Source organism: Streptomyces sp. NPDC047028 (assembly GCF_040644095.1).
In the GTDB taxonomy this organism is placed as follows: Bacteria; Actinomycetota; Actinomycetes; order Streptomycetales; family Streptomycetaceae; genus Streptomyces.
Window position 1 is genome coordinate 107,669 of record NZ_JBEYVS010000006.1, and the last position, 19,691, is coordinate 127,359.

Here is a 19,691-nt window from a genome sequence, read left to right on the forward strand (position 1 = left end):
CAGTCACGGGCTTGTCGACTGCCGTTGCGGGATGGCGACTGCTGGTACCGAGCCACAGGGCCTGTCCCGTTACCTGCTGACTCAGCAGATCCAGGTGTTCGAAGTGAACCGGCCCGACCGGTCGGCCCGCCGTCTGCTGGGGAAGTCGGACCCGCTCGACGCTCAGGCCGCAGCGCGGGCCGTGCTCAGTGGCCGCGCCCGGGCCCGGGCCAAGTCCGGCGACGGTCCGGTGCACAGCGCCCGGATCTTCAAGCTCGCCAAGGACTCCGCGGTCAAGGCCCGCACCCAGGCGATCAACCAGCTCAGGCCACCCACATGAGCATGAGAATGCTCGCCCAGCGCATCGAACAGCTCACCGGGCAGATCAATGAGCCGAACCGACGCCTGACCCAGCTCGTCGAACACCACGCCCCACAGCTGCTCGTACCGGTGGGCATCGGCCCGGACAGCGCAGTTACCTTGCTGATCACCACGGGAGACAACCCAGAGCGGCTGAACACTGAGGCATCCTTTGCTGCCCTTTGCGGAGTAAGTCCCGTCGAGTATTCGTCGGGCCGTCGGAGCACGCGCCGGCTCAACTACGGCGGCGACCGTCAGGCGAACGCCGTCCTGCACCGCACCGTGTTCACCCGGCTGCGCCACGACTCGCGCACCCAGGCGTACTACGAACCACGCACCCAGGAGGGCAAGACCCGACGCGAGATCATCCGATGCCTCGAGCGATATGCCGCCCGAGAGGTCTTCAACCTGGTCAGGACGGCATCCAGCGTCCCCCTGTTATAGGGGCGTCCGTGAGACGTGAGAGGGTCGTATGCGTGAGTGAGACACCCCCGAACCCGAACACCCTGCAATACCGCTTCGACGGGCCAGAAGACGCTCCGGTCCTGATCCTGGGTCCCTCACTGGGTACCACATGGCACATGTGGGACCGTCAGATCCCGGAGCTGACGAGGCAGTGGCGGGTCTTCCGGTTCGATCTGCCCGGGCACGGCGGCGCACCCGCGCGGCCGGCCGGGTCCGTCGCCGAGTTGACGGCGCAGCTGCTGGCCACCCTGGACGCGCTCGGCGTGCAGCGGTTCGGGTACGCCGGCTGTGCGCTGGGCGGTGCCGTGGGCATCCAGCTGGCGCTCAGGCACCCGGAGCGGCTCGCCTCCCTCGCCCTGGTCGCCGCCTCGCCCCGGTTCGGCACGGCCGACGAGTTCCGCCAGCGCGGCGTGGTCGTCCGGACCAACGGGCTGGACCCGATCGCCCGGACCTCTCCCGACCGCTGGTTCACCGGCGGGTTCGCCGCCGCGCAGCCCGCCATCACCGAGTGGGCCGTGCAGATGGTCCGCACCACCGACCCCGGCTGCTACATCGCCGCGTGCGAGGCGCTGGCCGGGTTCGACGTACGGCAGGAGCTGGGCCGGGTCGGCGTACCGACCCTCGTCCTGGTCGGCTCCGACGACCGTGTCACCGGCCCCGCCGAGGCCCGCACCCTGGTCGCCGGCATCCCGGACGCCCGGCTCGCCGTCGTGCCCGGGGCCTCGCACCTGGTGCCGGTCGAGCAGCCCGCCGCCGTCACCGACCTGCTCGTGCGGCACTTCTCCACCGCCTGGCAGCAGCCCCTGGAGACCGGTCAGACGATGCTCCCGGCCACCCCGGTGAATCCGGTCCTGGCCGCGCCGCCGCAGGCCGCGCCGATCGCCGAGATAGCGCCCGCCGCGGCGGAGCCCCAGCCCCCCGCGGCCTCCGACCGGTACGAGACCGGGCTGAAGATCCGCCGCGAGGTCCTCGGCGACGCCCACGTCGACGGGGCGCTGGAGCGGGCCGACGAGTTCTCCGGCGACTTCCAGGAGTTCGTCACCCGCTACGCCTGGGGCGAGATCTGGGACCGGCCGGGTCTGGACCGCCGTACCCGCAGCTGTGTCGCGCTCACCGCGCTCGTCGCCGGCGGGCATGCGGAGGAGCTGGCCGCCCACACGCGCGCGGCGTTGCGGAACGGGCTCACGCCGGAGGAGATCAAGGAGGTGCTCCTCCAGGCCGCCGTGTACTGCGGGCTCCCGGCGGTCAGCCGCGCGTTCACGGTGGCCCAGCAGGTCATCCGGGAGGAGACGAACCCGGGGGAGTGAAGCGCTGGGAGGCGAGGCGTGCGGCTGCCGCCTCCGTGCGGGTGATCGTCAGACCGGTGGCGGGAGCACCAGGCTGGGTGGCCCGTTCCGGGCACCGGGCGGGGCAGGATGGACGACCATGAGGCTCACGAAGAAGTCCCACGCATGCGTCCGTCTGGAGAAGGACGGCCGGACCCTCGTCATCGACCCCGGCATGTTCAGCGAGGAGGACGCGGCCGCCGGCGCGGACGCGATCCTCGTCACGCACGAGCACCCGGACCACTTCGACGAAGGCCGGCTGCGGGCCGCCCTGGAGGCGCGGCCCGCGGCCGAGCTCTGGACCCTGGAGTCGGTCGCCGGACAGCTCACGGCGGCCTTCCCCGGCCGGGTCCACACCGTCGGCCACGGTGACGCCTTCACCGCGGCCGGCTTCGACGTCCAGGTCCACGGCGAGCTGCACGCCGTGATCCACCCGGACATCCCGCGCGTGACGAACGTCGGCTACCTGATCGACGACGGCACGGTCTTCCACCCCGGCGACGCCCTCACCGTCCCCGGCCGCCCGGTGCGGACCCTGATGCTCCCCGTGATGGCCCCCTGGAACAAGATCTCCGAGGTCATCGACTACGTCCGCGAGGTCCGGCCGCAGCGCGCGTACGACGTGCACGACGCCCTGCTCACCGACCTCGCCCGCCCCATCTACGACCGCCAGATCGGCGCCCTGGGCGGCGCGGACCACCAGCGGCTGGCCCCCGGCGCCTCCGCCGACCTCTGAGGGCCCCGGCGGCCGGGGCGGGCCGCGGGCGGGACCGGTTGTCACACCCTCCGGGTAGGTTGGAACGCATGCGCATCGCGACCTGGAACGTGAACTCGATCACCGCCCGCCTCCCGCGGCTCCTCGCCTGGCTGGAGAGCAGCGGCACCGACGTGCTCTGCCTCCAGGAGGCCAAGATCGCCGAGGAGCAGTTCCCGTTCGAGCAGCTGCGCGAGCTGGGCTACGAGGCGGCGGTGCACGCGACCGGCCGGTGGAACGGGGTGGCGGTGCTCTCCCGCGTCGGGCTGACGGACGTGGTCAAGGGCCTGCCCGGCGACCCGGGCTACGACGGCGTGACCGAGCCGCGCGCCCTCTCGGCGACCTGCGGCCCGGTCCGCGTCTGGTCGGTGTACGTGCCCAACGGCCGTGAGGTCGAGCACCCGCACTACGCCTACAAGCTCCAGTGGTTCGAGGCGCTGAAGGCCGCCGTCGCGGGCGACGCGGCCGGCGGCCGGCCCTTCGCCGTGCTCGGCGACTACAACGTGGCACCGACGGACGACGACGTCTACGACCGGGCCGCGTTCGAGGGCTCCACCCACGTCACGCCCGCCGAGCGCGCCGCCCTCGCCTCCCTGCGCGAGGCGGGCCTCGCGGACGTCGTCCCGCGCCCGCTGAAGTACGAGCACCCCTTCACGTACTGGGACTACCGCCAGCTGTGCTTCCCGAAGAACCGCGGCATGCGCATCGACCTGGTGTACGGCAACGAGCCGTTCGCCCAGGCCGTCAAGGACGCCTACGTCGACCGCGAGGAACGAAAGGGCAAGGGCGCGTCCGACCACGCGCCGGTAGTGGTCGACCTCGACGTGTGATGCCAGGCTGGGGCCATGAACATTCCGTTCCTGGGCCTCAGACACGACAAGAGCGGTAACGACAAGAGCGGTAACGACAAGAGCGATCACGACGAGAGCGGTCCCGGCCGAAGCGGTGGCCCGGTGCTCCCCGCCGACCCCGAGTCGATCGCCGCGCTGCTGTCCGAATGCGAGTTGCTCCGCTCCCAGGCGGCCGGGGCGGGCGTCCGGCTCGACGACACGCCGGCCTCCCTGGAGGCCCTGGACCAGATGGTCCCGCGCTGGCGCGACGACGCGGAAGTACTGCCCTGGCTGGGCAACGACGCCGGGCTGTACCTGGGCACGGTCGTCGTGCGCACCGTCCCCGGCGCCGTCTGGGAGATCCGGCCCGACGGCGAACCCGTCGTCCGCCTTGCCTCGGGGCGCGAGGTCGAGGTCGTCGGCCCCGGCCGGGACTGGGCGGCGAGCGGTGTCCCCGAACTCTCGCAGCTGTACGCCGAGGTCGCCGAGGACTGAACGGCCCGGCCGGGTCGCCGTCGCTGCCGCTTTCCGGGCGGTCGTGCGCAGTTGCCCGCCGCCGCCGAACCCCATCGCGCCGAACCTCGACTACGCTTTGCCCTTCACGCATGCCTCGCTCGTGTGTGCCGTCGGGGAGTACCCGGGCGGCGCCGGAACCGCAGGGGGGTGGCAGGTGACACGGGCCAGGCTCGTCCGGCGGCAGCCGGAGATCACTGCTCGCGCAGCGGGACGAACAGGTACGACGGGTCGTCCGAAGGCGAGGGGAAGGTCAGCTGCGCGCCGGACGAGTTGTGCTCGTCCCGCACAGACAAAGGAACGCCGCTCAGGTCGCCCGGTGCGAGGTGCGTGCGGCCTCCGCCTCCGGTAGCGGTGCCTGCGCGGCCCGGGTGACGTCCGCGACCAGTTCGACCACGTCGGCGCCGTACGCCTGCGAGTTGACCACCTTCAGCAGCAGGACGAAGGAGTTGCCGCCGTACTTGCGGCTCAGCCGCTCGTGCTCGCGCGCGAGGTAGCGGGTGGCCGCCTGGTTGGTGATGGCCCGCTGGCCGCAGAAGAGGAACACCGGCCGGGTGTCGCGCCGGGTGCCCGCGGTGAGCCGGGCCAGCAGCACGTACTCGGTCACGCCCGGATCCATGCGGTAGCGCTCGCCGCCGATCTGGAACGCGCCCCGGTCCGGACCGGGTTCGGAGTCCGTGTTCACCCGCACGCCGGGCAGCATGGCGGCCATGTGCGCGAGCATCCGCCGGTTCGACGCCGGTCCGCCGACGCAGAACTCGGTGCGCTCGCCGAGCCCCTGCCGGACCGTGTCCTGGGTGACCACCTGGACGTTCGCGCCGCAGTCCTTGACGAGGGCGGCGAGTTCCAGCAGCGCGAACACGTCGAAGCGGTGCACCGCCGGTTCCGCCGTGGCCGGGTCGCGGTTGACGACGAGCAGCGACTCCGAGTTCTCCGGCAGCCCGAGGAAGGCCTGCCTGCGGCGGAGCCTGCGCCGCCACAGATACGTTCGGGCGATCCAGCCCAGCGCCGCGCTGATGCCGGCCGCGATCACACCGAGGACGATGTTGCGCACGTCGTCGTTCATGGCCGCGCATGCTAGCGGCCCACGAGACAACCTACGTACCGGTGTTCGATGTGCGGCATTCGTGCGGCGGGCGGCCGAGGCACCCTGTCGGGGCTGCGGCGATCCCGTTACGCTGCGCGGACGGTCACCGACGGGAGGCGCACATGGGTCGTCCTGGCACGCGGAAGCTGGCGGTTCTGGCGGTCTCGGCCGCCCTGGTCACGGTGGGCGCGGCCGCACCGCCGGGGGCCACCGGTGAGCGGCCGGCCAAGACCCCGGTGGCCGTCGGCTACGGCGGCGCGGTCGCCAGCGTGGACGCGGACGCCACCGCCGCCGGTATCGAGGTCCTGCGCGAGGGCGGCAACGCGGTCGACGCGGCCGTCGCCACCGCCGCGGCGCTCGGCGTCACCGAGCCGTACTCCGCCGGCGTCGGGGGCGGCGGCTTCTTCGTCTACTACGACGCCAAGTCCCGTACCGTGCACACCATCGACGGCCGTGAGACCGCGCCGCTCACCGCGGACTCGCAGCTGTTCGTGGAGGACGGCAAGCCCCTCTCCTTCGCCGACGCCGTCACCAGCGGCCTCAGCGTCGGCACCCCGGGCACCCCCGCCACCTGGCAGACCGCGCTGGACCAGTGGGGCAGCAGACGGCTCGGCACGGTCCTGAAGCCCGCCGAGCGGATCGCCCGGCACGGCTTCACCGTCGACGACACCTTCCGCTCCCAGACCGCGTCCAACGAGACGCGGTTCCGCTACTTCCCCGACACCGCCAAGCTGTTCCTGCCCGGCGGAAACCTCCCCGCCGTGGGCTCCACCTTCAAGAACCCCGAACTGGCCCGCACCTACGAGGAACTCGCCCGCAAGGGCATGGGCGCGATCTACCACGGCGACCTCGGCAGGGACATCGTCGCCACCGTGAACAAGCCGCCCGTGAACCCCGCCTCCGGCTGGAACGCCCGCCCCGGCAAGCTGTCCGCCCAGGACCTCGCCGCCTACCGCGCCAAGCTCCAGCGGCCGACCGAGACGTCGTACCGGGGGCTGAAGGTGTACTCCATCGCACCCTCCTCCTCCGGCGGCACCACGGTCGGCGAGGCGCTCAACATCATGGAGGACACCCCTCTTTCGCGGGTGAGCGAGACGCAGTACCTGCACCACTTCATCGAGGCGAGCCGGATCGCGTTCGCCGACCGCGGGCGCTGGGTCGGCGACCCCGCCTTCGAGGACGTGCCGACCCGGCAGCTGCTCTCCCAGCGGTTCGCCGACTCACGGGCCTGCCTCGTCCGGGACGACGCGGTCCTCACCAGCCCGCTCGCACCGGGCGACCCGCGCCACCCGGCGGCCTGCCGCTCCGGGGGTACGGCGGCGCCTACGACGTACGAGGGGCAGCACACCACCCATCTGACGGTCGCCGACAAGTGGGGCAACGTCGTCTCCTACACGCTCACCATCGAGCAGACCGGCGGCAGCGGCATGACCGTCCCCGGCCGCGGCTTCCTGCTCAACAACGAGCTGACCGACTTCTCCTTCACCCCGGCCAACCCGGCCGTCCACGACCCGAACCTGCCCGGACCGGGCAAGCGGCCCCGCTCGTCGATCTCCCCGACCATCGTCCTGGACCGGCACGACAAGCCGGTCGTGGCGCTCGGTTCACCCGGCGGCGCGACCATCATCACCACCGTGCTCCAGGTGCTCACCGAGTTCGTCGACCGGCACCTGCCGCTGGTCGACGCCATCGCGGCGCCGCGCGCCAGCCAGCGCAACGCCGCGCGGACCGAGCTGGAACCCGCCCTGTACGACAGCGCGTTGCGAGGCAGGCTGGAAGCCATCGGGCACAGCTTCACGCTCAACCCCGAGATCGGCGCGGCGACGGGCGTCCAGCGGCTCCCGGACGGGAAGTGGCTGGCCGCCGCGGAGCGGGTACGGCGCGGCGGCGGCTCGGCGATGGTGGTCCACCCGGCGCCGTAGGGCACGTCGGGCCGTCACAACTCCGGTTGTGGTGGCGGGTCCTCCTCCGTGCGGAACTCCAGCCGCCCGTCCGACGTGTCCACGGTGACCCGGCTGCCCTCGGTGATCGTGCCGTTCAGGAGCAGCCGGGACAGCTGGTTGTCCACCTCCCGCTGGATGGTGCGGCGCAGCGGGCGGGCGCCGTACTCCGGCTGGTAGCCGCGCTCGGCGAGCCAGTCGACGGCCGCACCGGTGAACCGCACCGTCGCCCCCTGCCCGTCCACGAGCCGGCGGGTGCGCTCCAGCAACAGGTCGGTGATCCGGCGGAGCTGCTCACTCGTCAGCTGCCGGAAGACGACGACCTCGTCGATGCGGTTGAGGAACTCCGGCCGGAAGTGCTCCCGCAGCGGCCGCAGGATCTGCTCGCGCCGCGCGTCCTCGTCCGCCTGGGCGCCGCCCGGTCCGAAGCCGATCCCGGCGCCCCGCCGGGTGATCGCCTCGGAGCCGAGGTTGCTGGTCATCACGATGACCGTGTTGGTGAAGTCGACCGTGCGGCCCTGCGAGTCGGTGAGGCGGCCGTCGTCCAGCACCTGGAGCAGGATGTTGAAGACGTCCGGGTGGGCCTTCTCCACCTCGTCGAGCAGCAGCAGCGAGTACGGGTGCCGGCGCACCACCTCGGTGAGCTGGCCGGCCTCCTCGTGGCCGACGTAGCCGGGCGGGGCGCCGACCAGCCGGGAGACGGTGTGCCGCTCCTGGTACTCGCTCATGTCGAGCCGGACCATCCGGTCCTCGCTGCCGAACAGCGCCTCGGCGAGCGCCCGCGCCAGCTCGGTCTTGCCGACGCCGGTCGGGCCGAGGAACAGGAAGCTGCCGATCGGCCGCTCCGGGCTGGCGAGCCCGGCGCGCGAGCGCAGCACCGCCTCGGAGACCACGGCGACCGCCTCCTCCTGGCCGACCACCCGCTGGTGCAGGTGCTCCTCCAGGCCGAGCAGGCGCTCCTTCTCCTCCTGGGTGAGGCGGCTGACCGGGATGCCGGTCCGCCGGGACACGACCTCGGCGACGGCCTCGGCCGTCACCTCCAGGTCCAGTCCCTCGTCGGCCTTGTCGCCGCCGCTCGCCTCGGCGATCCGCCGCTTCAGCTCGCCGATCCGGTCGCGCAGTTGCGTGGCCTGCTCGTAGCTCTCGTCGGCGACGGCCTGGTCCTTGTCCCGGACCAGCTGCTCGACCTCGCGCTCCATGGCGCGCACGTCGGTGCCCTTCGTCCGGGAACCCAGCCGGACCCGGGCGCCCGCCTGGTCGATCAGGTCGATCGCCTTGTCGGGCAGCCTGCGGTCGGTGAGGTAGCGGTCGGACAGCTCGACGGCGGCGAGGAGCGCCTCGTCGGTGTAGCGGACCTGGTGGTGGGCCTCGTAGCGGTCGCGCAGCCCGCGCAGGATCTCGACGGTGTCCGCGACGGTCGGCTCGGGCACCAGGATCGGCTGGAAGCGGCGGGCCAGCGCCGCGTCCTTCTCGATCCGGCGGAACTCCTCCAGCGTGGTCGCGCCGACGACGTGCAGCTCGCCCCGGGCCAACGCGGGCTTGAGGATGTTGCCGGCGTCCAGCGCGCCGCCCTCGCCGCCGGAACCGGCGCCCACGACCGTGTGCAGTTCGTCGATGAAGACGATCAGCCGGTCGGAGTTCGCGCGGATCTCCTCGACGATGTTGTTCATGCGTTCCTCGAAGTCGCCCCGGTACCGGGTGCCGGCAACGACCCCGGTGAGGTCCAGCGCGATCAGCCGGCGCCCGATGAGGACGTCCGGCACGTCGCCGTCGGTGATGCGCTGCGCGAGCCCCTCGACGACGGCCGTCTTGCCGACCCCGGCGTCGCCGATCAGCACGGGGTTGTTCTTCCCGCGCCGGGACAGCACCTCGATGGTCTGCTCGATCTCGTCGTCGCGGCCGATGACGGGGTCGATCCGGCCGTGCCGGGCCAGCTCGGTCAGATCGCGGCCGTACTTGTCCAGCGTCGGCGTCGACGAGGAGCGCTGCCGCTCGGGCCTCGGGGGCGCGCTTTCCTGGGTCTCCGGCGGCAGCCGGCCGGCCGAGAAGCGGGCCGCGTTCAGGATGTGCCCGGCCGCCGAGTCCGGGTTCGCGGCCAGCGCGCTGAGCACGTGCTCCGGGCCGATGTACCCGGCGCCGCTCGCCCGTGCCATGTCGTGCGCGTCGAGCAGGGCCCGCTTGACGGCGGGGGTGAGCGACAGGGAGGTCGGCGGCGGCGCCTCCTCCGGGGCGTGCTGCACCGGCCCGGACCGGTCGTCGATCTCCGTGGCCAGCGAGTCCGGGTCCGCGCCCGCCCGGGTCAGCAGACTCCGGGTGGGCTCGGCGGCCACGGCGGCGCGCAGCAGGTGCTGGGTGTCCAGGTCGCGGCTGCCGTGCTCGGCGGCGTACTGCGCGGCTCCTCTGACCAGCTCCCGGGCCGGCTGGCTGAGCAGCCGGCCGATGTCGATGTGCCGGGGTGCTCCGCCGGTCCTGCCGTAGGGTCCGCCGGTGTTCCCGGCGAAGAAGCGGGCCAGGAAATCACCGAAGGGGTCAGGAGGGTAGCCGTTGGTCATGGCGCGGGTTCCTTCGCTGACGACGTGCGGAGCGGACGGGTAACCCCGGTGGCGGTCGCTCATGCCACGATCCCACGCCCTTTTGCGAAGAGCACGTGCACAAGGCGAGGGAACGCCCCCCAAAGCAGCGCAAGGACCTGCGCGCCCAGCCTCCACGGACCCGCGCCCGCCGTACGACGGCACCCCCCGCCCGGGAGGGCGTGAGGGGCGCGGGGAACGGCGCGCCCAGCCCTCACGGACCCGCACCACTGCACGACGGCACCCCCCGCCCGGGAGGGCGTGAGGGGCGCGGGGAACGGCGCGCCCAGCCCTCACGGACCCGCACCACTGCACGACGGCACCCCCCGCCCGGGAGGGCGTGAGGGGCGCGGGGAACTGCGCGACCAGCCCCTACGGCCCCGCAGCCGCCGTACGACAGCACCCCCCGCCCGGGAGGGCGGCGCCACCGGCACGGGTCCCGACCCGCGCCACAGGCCCCTCTACCGCCCCGTCAGGACCCGCGGCCCCCGCTCCGTGATCGCCACCGTGTGCTCCGCGTGGGCCGCGCGGGAGCCGTCGGTGGTGCGCAGGGTCCAGCCGTCCGGCGCCGAGAAGTAGCCGTCCGTGCCGCCCGCGATCAGCATCGGCTCGATCGCCAGGACCATGCCGGGCCGCAGGGGCAGGCCACGTCCGGGCCGGCCCTCGTTGGGGACCTCGGGGTCCTCGTGCATGCGCCGGCCGACGCCGTGGCCGCCGAAGCCGGACATGATGCCGTACCCGGCGTCGCGGCAGACCCGCCCCACGGCGTGCGCGATGTCGCCGATCCGGTTGCCGACGACGGCCGCCCCGATGCCCGCCGCCAGCGCCCGCTCGGCGGTCTCGACCAGCAGCAGGTCCGCGGGGTCGGGCCGGCCCACCACGAAGCTGATCGCGGAGTCGCCGACCCAGCCGTCCAGCTCGGCGCCGCAGTCGACCGAGACCAGGTCCCCGTCCCGGAGGCGGTACGCGGTCGGGACGCCGTGCACGATCGCGTCGTTGACCGAGGTGCAGACGACGGCCGGGAAGGGAACCGGCGCGAAGGCGGGACGGTAGCCGAGGAAGGGCGAGGAGGCACCGGCCTCGCGCAGCACCTCCCGGGCCACCTCGTCCAGCTCCAGCAGGCTGACACCGACGTCCGCGGCCTGCCGTACGGCCGTGAGGGCTCGGCCGACGACCTGGCCCGCCGCGTACATCGCGTCGATCGACGCGTCCGTCTTCAGTTCCATCATGCCAATTACTATACCGGTATTTGAATTGGCGCCTTGGGGTGGGGTCCCCGCAAATCCAGCCAGCCTCGTCGAAGGCGGCCGGTATTAGAATGGGCGCATGGTGCGCACCCCCCTCACCCCCGAAGAGCGCGAACGCGGCGAACAGCTCGGCCGGCTGCTCCGCGAGGCGCGCGGTGCCCGGAGCATGGCCGAGGTCGCCGCCGAGGCGGGCGTCTCCGCCGAGACGCTGAGGAAGATCGAGACCGGCCGCGCGCCGACCCCCGCGTTCTTCACCGTCGCGGCCCTGGCCCGCGTGCTCGGCCTCTCCATGGACGACCTCACGGCCCGGTGCGCGCCGGTGGGCGCCTGACGGAACCGCCGCCCGGGCGGGGCGCCCGCTCACCCACAGGGGTGTCAATCGTGATCGACTCCGCGGGGTTGGCGACGATGGTCTTGGCAAGGCCGCCCGAGAGGCTTACGTTCGTCCCTCTACGGCCGTTTCTACGGGCGTAGAGGCTCGGACGTCGCGTCGAAGGAGCAGCTCATGGCCAACGTCGTACGTGCCGCCCTGGTCCAGGCGACCTGGACCGGCGACACCGGGTCCATGGTGGCGAAACACGAGGAGCACGCGCGCGAGGCGGCACGCCGGGGCGCGCAGGTCATCGGCTTCCAGGAAGTCTTCAACGCGCCGTACTTCTGCCAGGTCCAGGAGCCCGAGCACTACCGCTGGGCCGAGCCGGTGCCCGACGGGCCGACCGTGACCCGGATGCGGGAGCTGGCCCGCGAGACCGGCATGGTGATCGTCGTCCCCGTCTTCGAGGTCGAGCAGTCCGGGTTCTACTACAACACCGCCGCCGTCATCGACGCCGACGGCAGCTACCTCGGCAAGTACCGCAAGCACCACATTCCGCAGGTCAAGGGCTTCTGGGAGAAGTACTACTTCAAACCCGGAAACCTCGGCTGGCCCGTCTTCGACACCGCCGTCGGCAAGGTCGGCGTCTACATCTGCTACGACCGTCACTTCCCCGAGGGCTGGCGCCAACTCGGCCTCAACGGCGCCCAGCTGGTCTACAACCCCTCCGCCACCCACCGCGGCCTCTCCTCCTACCTGTGGCAGCTGGAGCAGCCCGCGGCGGCCGTGGCCAACGAGTACTTCGTCGCCGCCATCAACCGCGTCGGCCAGGAGGAGTACGGCGACAACGACTTCTACGGCACCAGCTACTTCGTCGACCCGCGCGGCCGGTTCGTCGGCGACCCGGCGAGTGACAAGACCGAGGAACTCGTCGTCCGCGACCTCGACTTCGACCTCATCGAGCAGGTCCGGCAGCAGTGGGCCTTCTACCGCGACCGCCGCCCCGACGCCTACGAAGGACTGGTGCAGCCGTGACCGACCTCTACGCCCGCCACCGCGCCGTCCTCCCGGACTGGCTCGCCCTCTACTACGACGAGCCGATGGAGATCACCCACGGCGAGGGCCGCCACGTCTGGGACGCCGAGGGCAACAAGTACCTGGACTTCTTCGGCGGCATCCTCACCACGATGACCGCGCACGCCCTGCCCGAGGTGACGAAGGCGGTCAGTGAGCAGGCCGGCCGGATCATCCACTCCTCGACCCTCTACCTCAACCGGCCGATGGTCGAACTCGCCGAACGCATCGCCCAGTTGAGCGGCATCCCGGACGCCCGCGTCTTCCTCACCACCTCCGGCACCGAGGCCAACGACACCGCCCTGCTGCTCGCCACGGCGTTCCGGCGCAGCAACACCGTGCTCGCCATGCGCAACAGCTACCACGGCCGCTCGTTCAGCACGGTCGGCATCACTGGCAACAACAGCTGGTCCCCGACCTCCCTTTCCCCGCTGCAGACCCTCTACGTCCACGGCGGCGTCCGCAGCCGCGGCCCGTTCGCGGAACTCGACGACCGTGCGTTCATCGACGCCTGCGTCGCGGACCTGAAGGACATCCTCGGCCACACCCGCCCGCCCGCCGCGCTGATCGCCGAACCCATCCAGGGCGTCGGCGGCTTCACCTCACCCCCCGACGGCCTCTACGCCGCCTTCCGCGAGGTGCTCCACGAGCACGGGATCCTGTGGATCGCCGACGAGGTGCAGACCGGCTGGGGCCGCACCGGCGAGCACTTCTGGGGCTGGCAGGCCCACGCCCGCAGCGGGCCGCCCGACATCGTCACCTTCGCCAAGGGCATCGGCAACGGCATGTCCGTCGGCGGCGTCGTCGCCCGCGCCGAGATCATGAACTGCCTGGACTCCAACAGCATCTCCACCTTCGGCGGCACCCAGGTCACCATGGCCGGCGCCCTCGCCAACCTCACCTACCTGCTCGAACACGACCTCCAGGGCAACGCCCGCCGGGTCGGTGGCCTGCTCATGGAACGGCTGCGGTCCGTCGGCGCCCAGCTGCCCGGCGTCCGCGAGGTGCGCGGGCGCGGCCTGATGATCGGCGTCGAACTCGTCAGACCGGGCACGGACGAGGCCGATCCGCGGGCGGCCGCCGCCGTCCTGGAGGCGGCCCGCGAGGGCGGGCTCCTCATCGGCAAGGGCGGCGGCCACAGCACCAGCGCCCTGCGCGTCGCCCCACCGCTGTCGCTGACCGTGTCGGAGGCCGAGGAGGGCGCGGCGATCCTCGAACGCGCCCTCAGGAGCACGTACTGAATCACCTGAAGGACAGCGCCATGGCCCTCACCGTCCCCGACCCGCGGCAGACCTTCGAACCCGCCCTCTCCGTCCGGCAGGTGCTCACCCTGGAACGGGTGCTCGCCGGGGAACCCGAGGTGGTGGCCGGGGCCGGGCAACTGGACCGGCCGGTGCGCTGGGTGCACGTCGCCGAGGCCGCCGACGTCGGCGTGATGCTCACCGGCGGCGAGATGGTCCTCACCACCGGCGTGCTCCTCGCCGGTGACGAGGCCAAGCAGGCCGAGTACATCCAGTCCCTGCACCGCGCGGAGGCCGCCGCCGTCGTGCTCGGCCTCGGGCGGGCGTTCCCGACGCCGCCCGAGGTGATGCGGCGCGCCGCCGAACGGTGCGGGCTGCCCCTGGTGGTCCTGCACCGGCCGTTCCCCTTCGCCGAACTGACGGAGGAGGTGCAGTGCCGGCTGGTCCGGCGCAAGTTCGCGGCCGTCAGCCTGTCGGAAACGGTACGCACCGCCCTCACCGGGCTGATCACCGCAGGCGCCCCGCTCGGCCGGCTGCTCGACGAGGTGGCCCAGCACGCCGCCTGCCCCGTCGTCGTCACCAACCTCGCCCACCGCGTCCTCGCCACGGCGGGGGAGCGGCCCGCGGTGGACGACGTGCTGCGCGACTGGGAACGCATCGCCCGGCAGGCATGGGGACACCACCCGGGCCGTTCGGGCACGGGGGGAGGCACCGACGGCGACGGCTGGATCCGCGCCGAACTCGACCTCGACGACTTCGAGCAGGCCGCCTCCGTGCACATCGCGCTCCTCGCGCACGATGCGCAGCAGCAGTGAGACCCGTGACGACCAAACCCGTGACGACCAGGGAAAACGGCGGTGAAACATGGTTCGGCGAACACGTGACACGGTGGCACGCCGCGCCCCCGCGGACGTGACACACTGCACCTCAATCCGGCCGGTACGGCTTCCTAGGCTCGCCCTACACCGAGCGACCGGAGGTCCCGATGAGCCGAGTGATCCGTGCCGCCCTCTTCCAGACCGCCTGGACCGGCGACAAGGAGTCCATGATCCAGGTGCACGAGCAGGCGGCCCGCGACGCCGCCGCACAGGGCGCCCAAGTCCTCTGCTTCCAGGAGCTGTTCTACGGGCCCTACTTCTGCCAGGTCCAGGACAAGGCCTTCTACGAGTACGCCGAGCGAGTCCCGGACGGCCCGACCGTCCGCCGCTTCCAGGCCCTCGCCCGCGAGCTGGGCATCGTCCTGATCCTGCCGATGTACGAGGAGGAGCAGCCGGGCGTCCTCTACAACACCGCCGCCGTGATCGACGCGGACGGCTCCTACCTCGGCAAGTACCGCAAGACCCACATTCCCCAAGTCCAGGGATTCTGGGAGAAGTTCTACTTCCGCCCCGGCAACGGCGGCTGGCCCGTCTTCGACACCGCCGTGGGCCGGATCGGCGTCTACATCTGCTACGACCGCCACTTCCCGGAGGGCTGGCGGGCGCTGGGCCTCGCCGGTGCCGAGATCGTCTTCAACCCCTCGGCGACCTCGCGCGGCCTCTCCCGCTATCTGTGGCAGCTGGAGCAGCCGGCGGCGGCCGTCGCCAACGAGTACTTCGTCGGCGCGATCAACCGGGTCGGCGTCGAGGACCTCGGCGACAACGACTTCTACGGCACGACCTACTTCGTGGACCCCGAGGCCCAGTTCGTCGGCGAGGTGGCGAGCGACAAGGAGACCGAACTCGTCGTCCGCGACCTCGACCTGGCCAAACTCCGCGAGGTACGGGACCGCTGGCAGTTCTACCGGGACCGCGCCCCGAGCGCGTACGGCCCGCTGACGGCGCCGTAAACGCGGGGCCCAGGGAGGCGCCCCGAAAGGGGCGCGGGACTGTATTCGATTTGCGGCTGCCGCTGCGTGGGCGCGACCAGCCACACACAACCCGCACATGCCCACAAGGGAGTCGGCCATGAGCACCCGCAACCGCACCCTCATCCGCAACGGCCTGGTCATCACCGCCGCAGACGAGATCCACGCCGACATCCTCATCGAAGACACCCGCATCGCCGCCATCGCGGCCACCGGCACCTCCGCCGCCGAAGCCCTGACGGCGGACAACCTCATCGACGCGACCGGAAAGTACGTCATCCCCGGCGGCGTGGACGGCCACACCCACATGGAGATGCCCTTCGGCGGCACCTACGCCTCCGACACCTTCGAGACCGGCACGAGGGCCGCCGCCTGGGGCGGCACGACCACCATCGTCGATTTCGCCATCCAGAGCGTCGGCGGCACCCTGCGCGACGGCCTGGACGCCTGGCACGCCAAGGCCGAGGGCAACTGCGCGATCGACTACGGCTTCCACATGATCGTCTCGGACGTGAACCCGAGGACGCTCAAGGAGATGGACCTCCTGGTCGAAGAGGGGGTCACGTCGTTCAAGCAGTTCATGGCGTACCCCGGTGTCTTCTACTCCGACGACGGCCAGATCCTGCGGGCCATGCAGCGAGCCGCCGGGAACGGCGGGCTGATCATGATGCACGCCGAGAACGGCATCGCCATCGACGTCCTGGTCGAGCAGGCCCTCGCCCGGGGCGAGACCGACCCGCGCTACCACGGCGAGGTCCGCAAGGCCCTGCTGGAGGCTGAGGCCACCCACCGCGCCATCCGCCTCGCCCAGGTCGCGGGCGCCCCCCTGTACGTCGTCCACGTCTCGGCGACCGAGGCCGTCGCCGAACTCGCCCGTGCCCGCGACCAGGGCCTGAACGTCTTCGGCGAGACCTGCCCGCAGTACCTGTTCCTGTCCACCGACAACCTCGCCGAGCCCGACTTCGAGGGCGCCAAGTACGTGTGCAGCACGCCGCTGCGGCCCAAGGAGCACCAGGCCGCACTGTGGCAGGGCCTCAGGACCAACGACCTCCAGGTGGTCTCCACCGACCACTGCCCGTTCTGCTTCGTGGGCCAGAAGGAACTGGGCCGCGGCGACTTCTCCAAGATCCCCAACGGGCTGCCGGGCGTCGAGAACCGCATGGACCTGCTCCACCAGGCCGTCGTCGACGGGCACATCTCCCGCCGCCGCTGGATCGAGATCGCCTGCGCCACCCCGGCCCGGATGTTCGGCCTCTATCCGAAGAAGGGCACCATCGCCCCGGGCGCCGACGCCGACGTCGTCATCTACGACCCGCACGCCGAGCAGGTGCTCTCCGCCGAGACCCACCACATGAACGTCGACTACTCGGCCTACGAGGGCCGGCGCATCACCGGCCGCGTCGAGACCGTGCTCTCCCGCGGCGAGATGGTCATCACCGAGCGGGAGTTCACCGGACGCGCCGGACACGGCGCGTTCACCCCGCGCTCCACCTGCCAGTACCTCAGCTAGGAGTGCCACCCATGGACTTCGGACTCGTCCTGCAGACCGACCCGCCGGCCTCCCGCGTCGTCAGCCTGATGCAGCGGGCCGAACACAACGGGTTCAGCCACGGCTGGACCTTCGACTCCGCCGTGCTGTGGCAGGAGCCGTTCGTCATCTACAGCCAGATCCTCGCGAACACCACGCGGCTCACCGTCGGCCCGATGGTCACCAACCCCGGCACCCGTACCTGGGAGGTGACCGCCTCCACCTTCGCCACCCTCAACGACATGTTCGGCAACCGCACCGTCTGCGGCATCGGACGCGGCGACTCCGCTATGCGCGTCGCCGGCCGCAAACCCAACACGCTGGTCCGGATCAGCGAGGCCATGAAGGTCATCCGAGCCCTCGGTCGGGGCGAGGAGGCCGACCTCGGCGGCACGGTGATCAAGTTCCCATGGGTCGGGGAGGGCGCCGAACTCCCCGTGTGGATGGCCGCGTACGGTCCGAAGGCGCTCAAGATGGCCGGCGAGGAGGCCGACGGCTTCATCCTCCAGCTGTCCGACCTCTATCTGACCGAGTACATGGTGAAGGCGGTCAAGGACGCCGCCGTCGCCGCCGGACGCGACCCCGCCTCCGTCACCATCTGTGTGGCCGCCCCCGCCTACGTCACCGAGAACGACTCGCCCGAGGCGCTCGCCCACGCCCGCGAACAGTGCCGCTGGTTCGGCGGCATGGTCGGCAACCACGTCGCCGACCTGGTCACCAGGTACGGCGAGCACTCCGCCCAGGTCCCCGACGAACTCACCGACTACATCAAGGCCCGCCAGGGCTACGACTACTCCCACCACGGGCGCAGCGGCAACCCGGACACCGCCTTCGTGCCCGACCAGATCGTCGACCGGTTCTGCGTGATCGGACCGGTCGAGAAGCACATCGAGAAGCTGAACGCGCTGCGCGAACTGGGCGTCGACCAGTTCGCCGTGTACGACATGCACGACGCGCGGGAAGCCGTGATCGACGCGTACGGGACCGAGGTCATCCCGGCCGTCAACTCCAGATAACCGGTCATCCTCCGATTGGGCTGCCCATGACCGACACCGCTCCCCCCGGCATACCGTCCTCCGCCCAGGTCACGCTCGCCGACGGGCGCGTGGAGATCGCCCCCGGCACTCCACCGCCCAGCGGCCCCTACGCCAACGCCGACCTGCTGCCCGTCCCGGTCGCCCGGCGCACCTGGACGACGTACAACTTCTCCGCGCTGTGGGTCGGCATGGCCCACAACACGGCGTCCTGGACGCTGGCCTCCGGTCTGATCGCCGTCGGCATGGACTGGAAACAGGCGGTGTTCACCATCGCCCTGGCCAACCTGATCGTGCTCGTCCCGATGCTGCTCACCGGGCACGCCGGACCCAAGTACGGCATCCCCTTCCCGGTGTTCGCCCGCGCCTCCTTCGGGGTGCGCGGCGCCAACCTGCCCGCCGTCGTACGGGCGTTGGTGGCGTGCGGCTGGTTCGGCATCCAGACCTGGATCGGCGGCGAGGCGATCTACTTCCTCGCCGGGAAGCTCATCGGCGACAGCTGGGCGAACGCGTCCCACATCGGCGGCTACGCCTGGACGATGTGGCTGTCGTTCGCGATCTTCTGGGTGCTCCAGGTCGCCATCATCCACCGCGGCATGGAGACCATCCGCCGCTTCGAGAACTGGGCCGCCCCCTTCGTGATCGTCGGCGCGCTCGTGATGCTGTGGTGGATGAGCAGCGAGGCCGGCGGCGTCGGCCCGCTGTTCGACCAGCCGTCGAAGCTGGGCTGGGGCGGCGACTTCTGGAAGCTGTTCTGGCCCTCCCTCATGGGCATGATCGGCTTCTGGTCCACGCTGTCCCTGAACATCCCGGACTTCACCCGCTACGGCAGGAGCCAGAAGGCGCAGACCCGCGGCCAGGCCCTCGGCCTGCCCACCACGATGACCTTCTTCGCCTTCCTGTCCGTGCTGGTGACCTCCGGTTCGCAGGCGGTGTACGGCAAGCCGGTCTGGGACCCGGTCCAGCTCGCCGCCAAGACCGACAACGTGGTCGGACTGCTCTACGCCCTGGTCACCGTGCTGGTCGCGACCCTGTCCGTGAACATCGCGGCCAACCTGGTCTCCCCGGCCTTCGACTTCTCCAACATCGCGCCCCGCCGGGTGAGTTTCCGCACCGGCGCGCTCATCACCGCCGTACTCGCCGTGGTCATCTGCCCCTGGAAGCTGTACTCCGACCCCCAGGGCTACATCTTCACCTGGCTCGGCCTGGTCGGCGGCCTGCTCGGCACCGTCGCCGGCATCCTCATCGCCGACTACTGGTTCCTGCGCCGCACCCGCCTGGACCTCACCGACCTGTACCGCCCGGACGGCCGCTACTGGTACACAGCCGGCTGGAACTGGCGCGCGGTCACCGCGTTCCTGGCCGGCGGCATCCTCGCGATCGGCGGCGCCGACTTCAACCCCCTCCTGGACGGCCGCCCCATCCCAGCCCTCTCCCCGCTGGCCGACTACGGCTGGGCAGTGGGCCTGGGCACGTCGCTGGTGGTGTATCTGACGCTGATGCTGACGAGCGCCCCAAAGGGGCGCGGGGAACTGCGCGACCAGCCCACACCGGCCCGCAGTTGAGGACGCGAGGCCGAGCGCAG

At 71.6% G+C, this 19,691-nt stretch carries 17 protein-coding genes and 1 pseudogene; 15 read left to right on the plus strand and 3 right to left on the minus strand.

What is annotated here, in order from left to right; genetic code table 11:
* The first annotated feature begins 31 nt into the window (after positions 1-31).
* From ABZ854_RS07970 to ABZ854_RS07995, 6 genes are all read left to right on the plus strand, one after another.
* Positions 32-319 carry a hypothetical protein gene (locus ABZ854_RS07970; protein WP_361205998.1) on the plus strand — a complete coding sequence of 96 codons (288 nt, stop codon included), beginning with the start codon at positions 32-34 and terminating at the stop codon, positions 317-319.
* Positions 316-783 (plus strand): transposase, encoded by a 468-nt coding sequence (locus ABZ854_RS07975; protein ID WP_361206001.1) that lies wholly within the window; start codon positions 316-318, stop codon positions 781-783. The genes ABZ854_RS07970 and ABZ854_RS07975 overlap by 4 nt, the downstream gene beginning before the upstream one ends.
* A 32-nt stretch (positions 784-815) precedes the next feature.
* Positions 816-2,111 carry an alpha/beta fold hydrolase gene (locus tag ABZ854_RS07980; RefSeq protein WP_361206004.1) on the plus strand — a complete coding sequence of 432 codons (1,296 nt, stop codon included), beginning with the start codon at positions 816-818 and terminating at the stop codon, positions 2,109-2,111.
* Between the two features lie 118 nt (positions 2,112-2,229).
* Positions 2,230-2,865 carry an MBL fold metallo-hydrolase gene (locus ABZ854_RS07985; RefSeq protein ID WP_361206007.1) on the plus strand — a complete coding sequence of 212 codons (636 nt, stop codon included), beginning with the start codon at positions 2,230-2,232 and terminating at the stop codon, positions 2,863-2,865.
* Between the two features lie 68 nt (positions 2,866-2,933).
* Positions 2,934-3,713, plus strand: coding sequence for an exodeoxyribonuclease III (locus ABZ854_RS07990; protein ID WP_129305777.1), 780 nt, complete (start codon positions 2,934-2,936; stop codon positions 3,711-3,713).
* Positions 3,714-3,728: 15 nt separating this feature from the next.
* The gene (locus tag ABZ854_RS07995) at positions 3,729-4,208 is read left to right on the plus strand and encodes a DUF6278 family protein (RefSeq protein WP_361206010.1); all 480 of its coding nucleotides are present in this window, start codon (positions 3,729-3,731) and stop codon (positions 4,206-4,208) included.
* 325 nt (positions 4,209-4,533) lie between these two features.
* Here ABZ854_RS07995 and ABZ854_RS08000 read toward each other — a convergent pair whose 3' ends face one another.
* Positions 4,534-5,292 (minus strand): hypothetical protein, encoded by a 759-nt coding sequence (locus ABZ854_RS08000; RefSeq protein ID WP_361206013.1) that lies wholly within the window; start codon positions 5,290-5,292, stop codon positions 4,534-4,536.
* A gap of 143 nt (positions 5,293-5,435) precedes the next feature.
* Here ABZ854_RS08000 and ggt point away from each other — a divergent pair, with 143 nt between their 5' ends.
* On the plus strand, positions 5,436-7,235 hold the full coding sequence (gene ggt, locus ABZ854_RS08005) for a gamma-glutamyltransferase (RefSeq protein ID WP_361206016.1): 1,800 nt from the start codon (positions 5,436-5,438) through the stop codon (positions 7,233-7,235).
* A 14-nt stretch (positions 7,236-7,249) separates the two neighbouring features.
* Here the strand turns inward: ggt and ABZ854_RS08010 are convergent, their stop codons facing one another.
* Together ABZ854_RS08010 and map are read right to left on the minus strand one after the other, a co-directional pair.
* A complete protein-coding gene (locus ABZ854_RS08010; protein WP_361206305.1) occupies positions 7,250-9,805 on the minus strand; it encodes an ATP-dependent Clp protease ATP-binding subunit in 2,556 nt (851 codons plus the stop codon).
* A gap of 479 nt (positions 9,806-10,284) precedes the next feature.
* A complete protein-coding gene (map, locus tag ABZ854_RS08015; RefSeq protein ID WP_361206018.1) occupies positions 10,285-11,052 on the minus strand; it encodes a type I methionyl aminopeptidase in 768 nt (255 codons plus the stop codon).
* A gap of 97 nt (positions 11,053-11,149) precedes the next feature.
* Here map and ABZ854_RS08020 point away from each other — a divergent pair, with 97 nt between their 5' ends.
* The 8 genes and pseudogenes from ABZ854_RS08020 (at position 11,150) to ABZ854_RS08055 (ending at position 19,671) form a co-directional block, all read left to right on the plus strand.
* Entirely contained in the window at positions 11,150-11,401 is a 252-nt protein-coding gene (locus ABZ854_RS08020; protein ID WP_361206021.1) for a helix-turn-helix transcriptional regulator, read from the plus strand.
* A 174-nt stretch (positions 11,402-11,575) separates the two neighbouring features.
* On the plus strand, positions 11,576-12,418 hold the full coding sequence (locus tag ABZ854_RS08025) for a nitrilase-related carbon-nitrogen hydrolase (protein WP_361206023.1): 843 nt from the start codon (positions 11,576-11,578) through the stop codon (positions 12,416-12,418).
* The gene (locus tag ABZ854_RS08030; RefSeq protein ID WP_361206026.1) at positions 12,415-13,698 is read left to right on the plus strand and encodes an aspartate aminotransferase family protein; all 1,284 of its coding nucleotides are present in this window, start codon (positions 12,415-12,417) and stop codon (positions 13,696-13,698) included. The genes ABZ854_RS08025 and ABZ854_RS08030 overlap by 4 nt, the downstream gene beginning before the upstream one ends.
* A gap of 20 nt (positions 13,699-13,718) precedes the next feature.
* A pseudogene (locus tag ABZ854_RS08035) lies at positions 13,719-14,441 on the plus strand (PucR family transcriptional regulator ligand-binding domain-containing protein); the annotation flags it as partial.
* A gap of 242 nt (positions 14,442-14,683) precedes the next feature.
* Positions 14,684-15,526, plus strand: a complete 843-nt coding sequence (locus tag ABZ854_RS08040; RefSeq protein WP_361206029.1) for a nitrilase-related carbon-nitrogen hydrolase — start codon at positions 14,684-14,686, stop codon at positions 15,524-15,526.
* Positions 15,527-15,644: 118 nt separating this feature from the next.
* Entirely contained in the window at positions 15,645-17,054 is a 1,410-nt protein-coding gene (gene hydA, locus ABZ854_RS08045) for a dihydropyrimidinase (RefSeq protein WP_361206032.1), read from the plus strand.
* Between the two features lie 11 nt (positions 17,055-17,065).
* On the plus strand, positions 17,066-18,088 hold the full coding sequence (locus ABZ854_RS08050) for a TIGR03842 family LLM class F420-dependent oxidoreductase (protein ID WP_361206035.1): 1,023 nt from the start codon (positions 17,066-17,068) through the stop codon (positions 18,086-18,088).
* Between the two features lie 26 nt (positions 18,089-18,114).
* Positions 18,115-19,671: an NCS1 family nucleobase:cation symporter-1 gene (locus ABZ854_RS08055; RefSeq protein ID WP_361206038.1), complete on the plus strand. Its 1,557-nt coding sequence runs from the start codon at positions 18,115-18,117 to the stop codon at positions 19,669-19,671.
* The last annotated feature ends 20 nt before the right edge of the window (positions 19,672-19,691 follow it).

Bases quoted from the DNA above. Each gene is read 5' to 3' on its own strand.
- ABZ854_RS07990 (WP_129305777.1), top strand. From the start codon at position 2,934: ATGCGCATCGCGACCTGGAACGTGAACTCGATCACCGCCCGCCTCCCG.
- ABZ854_RS07975 (WP_361206001.1), top strand. From the start codon at position 316: ATGAGCATGAGAATGCTCGCCCAGCGCATCGAACAGCTCACCGGGCAG.
- ABZ854_RS07985 (WP_361206007.1), top strand. From the start codon at position 2,230: ATGAGGCTCACGAAGAAGTCCCACGCATGCGTCCGTCTGGAGAAGGAC.
- ABZ854_RS08040 (WP_361206029.1), top strand. From the start codon at position 14,684: ATGAGCCGAGTGATCCGTGCCGCCCTCTTCCAGACCGCCTGGACCGGC.
- ABZ854_RS08055 (WP_361206038.1), top strand. From the start codon at position 18,115: ATGACCGACACCGCTCCCCCCGGCATACCGTCCTCCGCCCAGGTCACG.
- ABZ854_RS08000 (WP_361206013.1), bottom strand. From the start codon at position 5,292: ATGAACGACGACGTGCGCAACATCGTCCTCGGTGTGATCGCGGCCGGC.
- ABZ854_RS07970 (WP_361205998.1), top strand. From the start codon at position 32: ATGGCGACTGCTGGTACCGAGCCACAGGGCCTGTCCCGTTACCTGCTG.
- ggt (WP_361206016.1), top strand. From the start codon at position 5,436: ATGGGTCGTCCTGGCACGCGGAAGCTGGCGGTTCTGGCGGTCTCGGCC.
- ABZ854_RS08050 (WP_361206035.1), top strand. From the start codon at position 17,066: ATGGACTTCGGACTCGTCCTGCAGACCGACCCGCCGGCCTCCCGCGTC.
- ABZ854_RS08025 (WP_361206023.1), top strand. From the start codon at position 11,576: ATGGCCAACGTCGTACGTGCCGCCCTGGTCCAGGCGACCTGGACCGGC.
- ABZ854_RS08020 (WP_361206021.1), top strand. From the start codon at position 11,150: ATGGTGCGCACCCCCCTCACCCCCGAAGAGCGCGAACGCGGCGAACAG.
- ABZ854_RS07995 (WP_361206010.1), top strand. From the start codon at position 3,729: ATGAACATTCCGTTCCTGGGCCTCAGACACGACAAGAGCGGTAACGAC.
- ABZ854_RS08010 (WP_361206305.1), bottom strand. From the start codon at position 9,805: ATGACCAACGGCTACCCTCCTGACCCCTTCGGTGATTTCCTGGCCCGC.
- map (WP_361206018.1), bottom strand. From the start codon at position 11,052: ATGATGGAACTGAAGACGGACGCGTCGATCGACGCGATGTACGCGGCG.
- hydA (WP_361206032.1), top strand. From the start codon at position 15,645: ATGAGCACCCGCAACCGCACCCTCATCCGCAACGGCCTGGTCATCACC.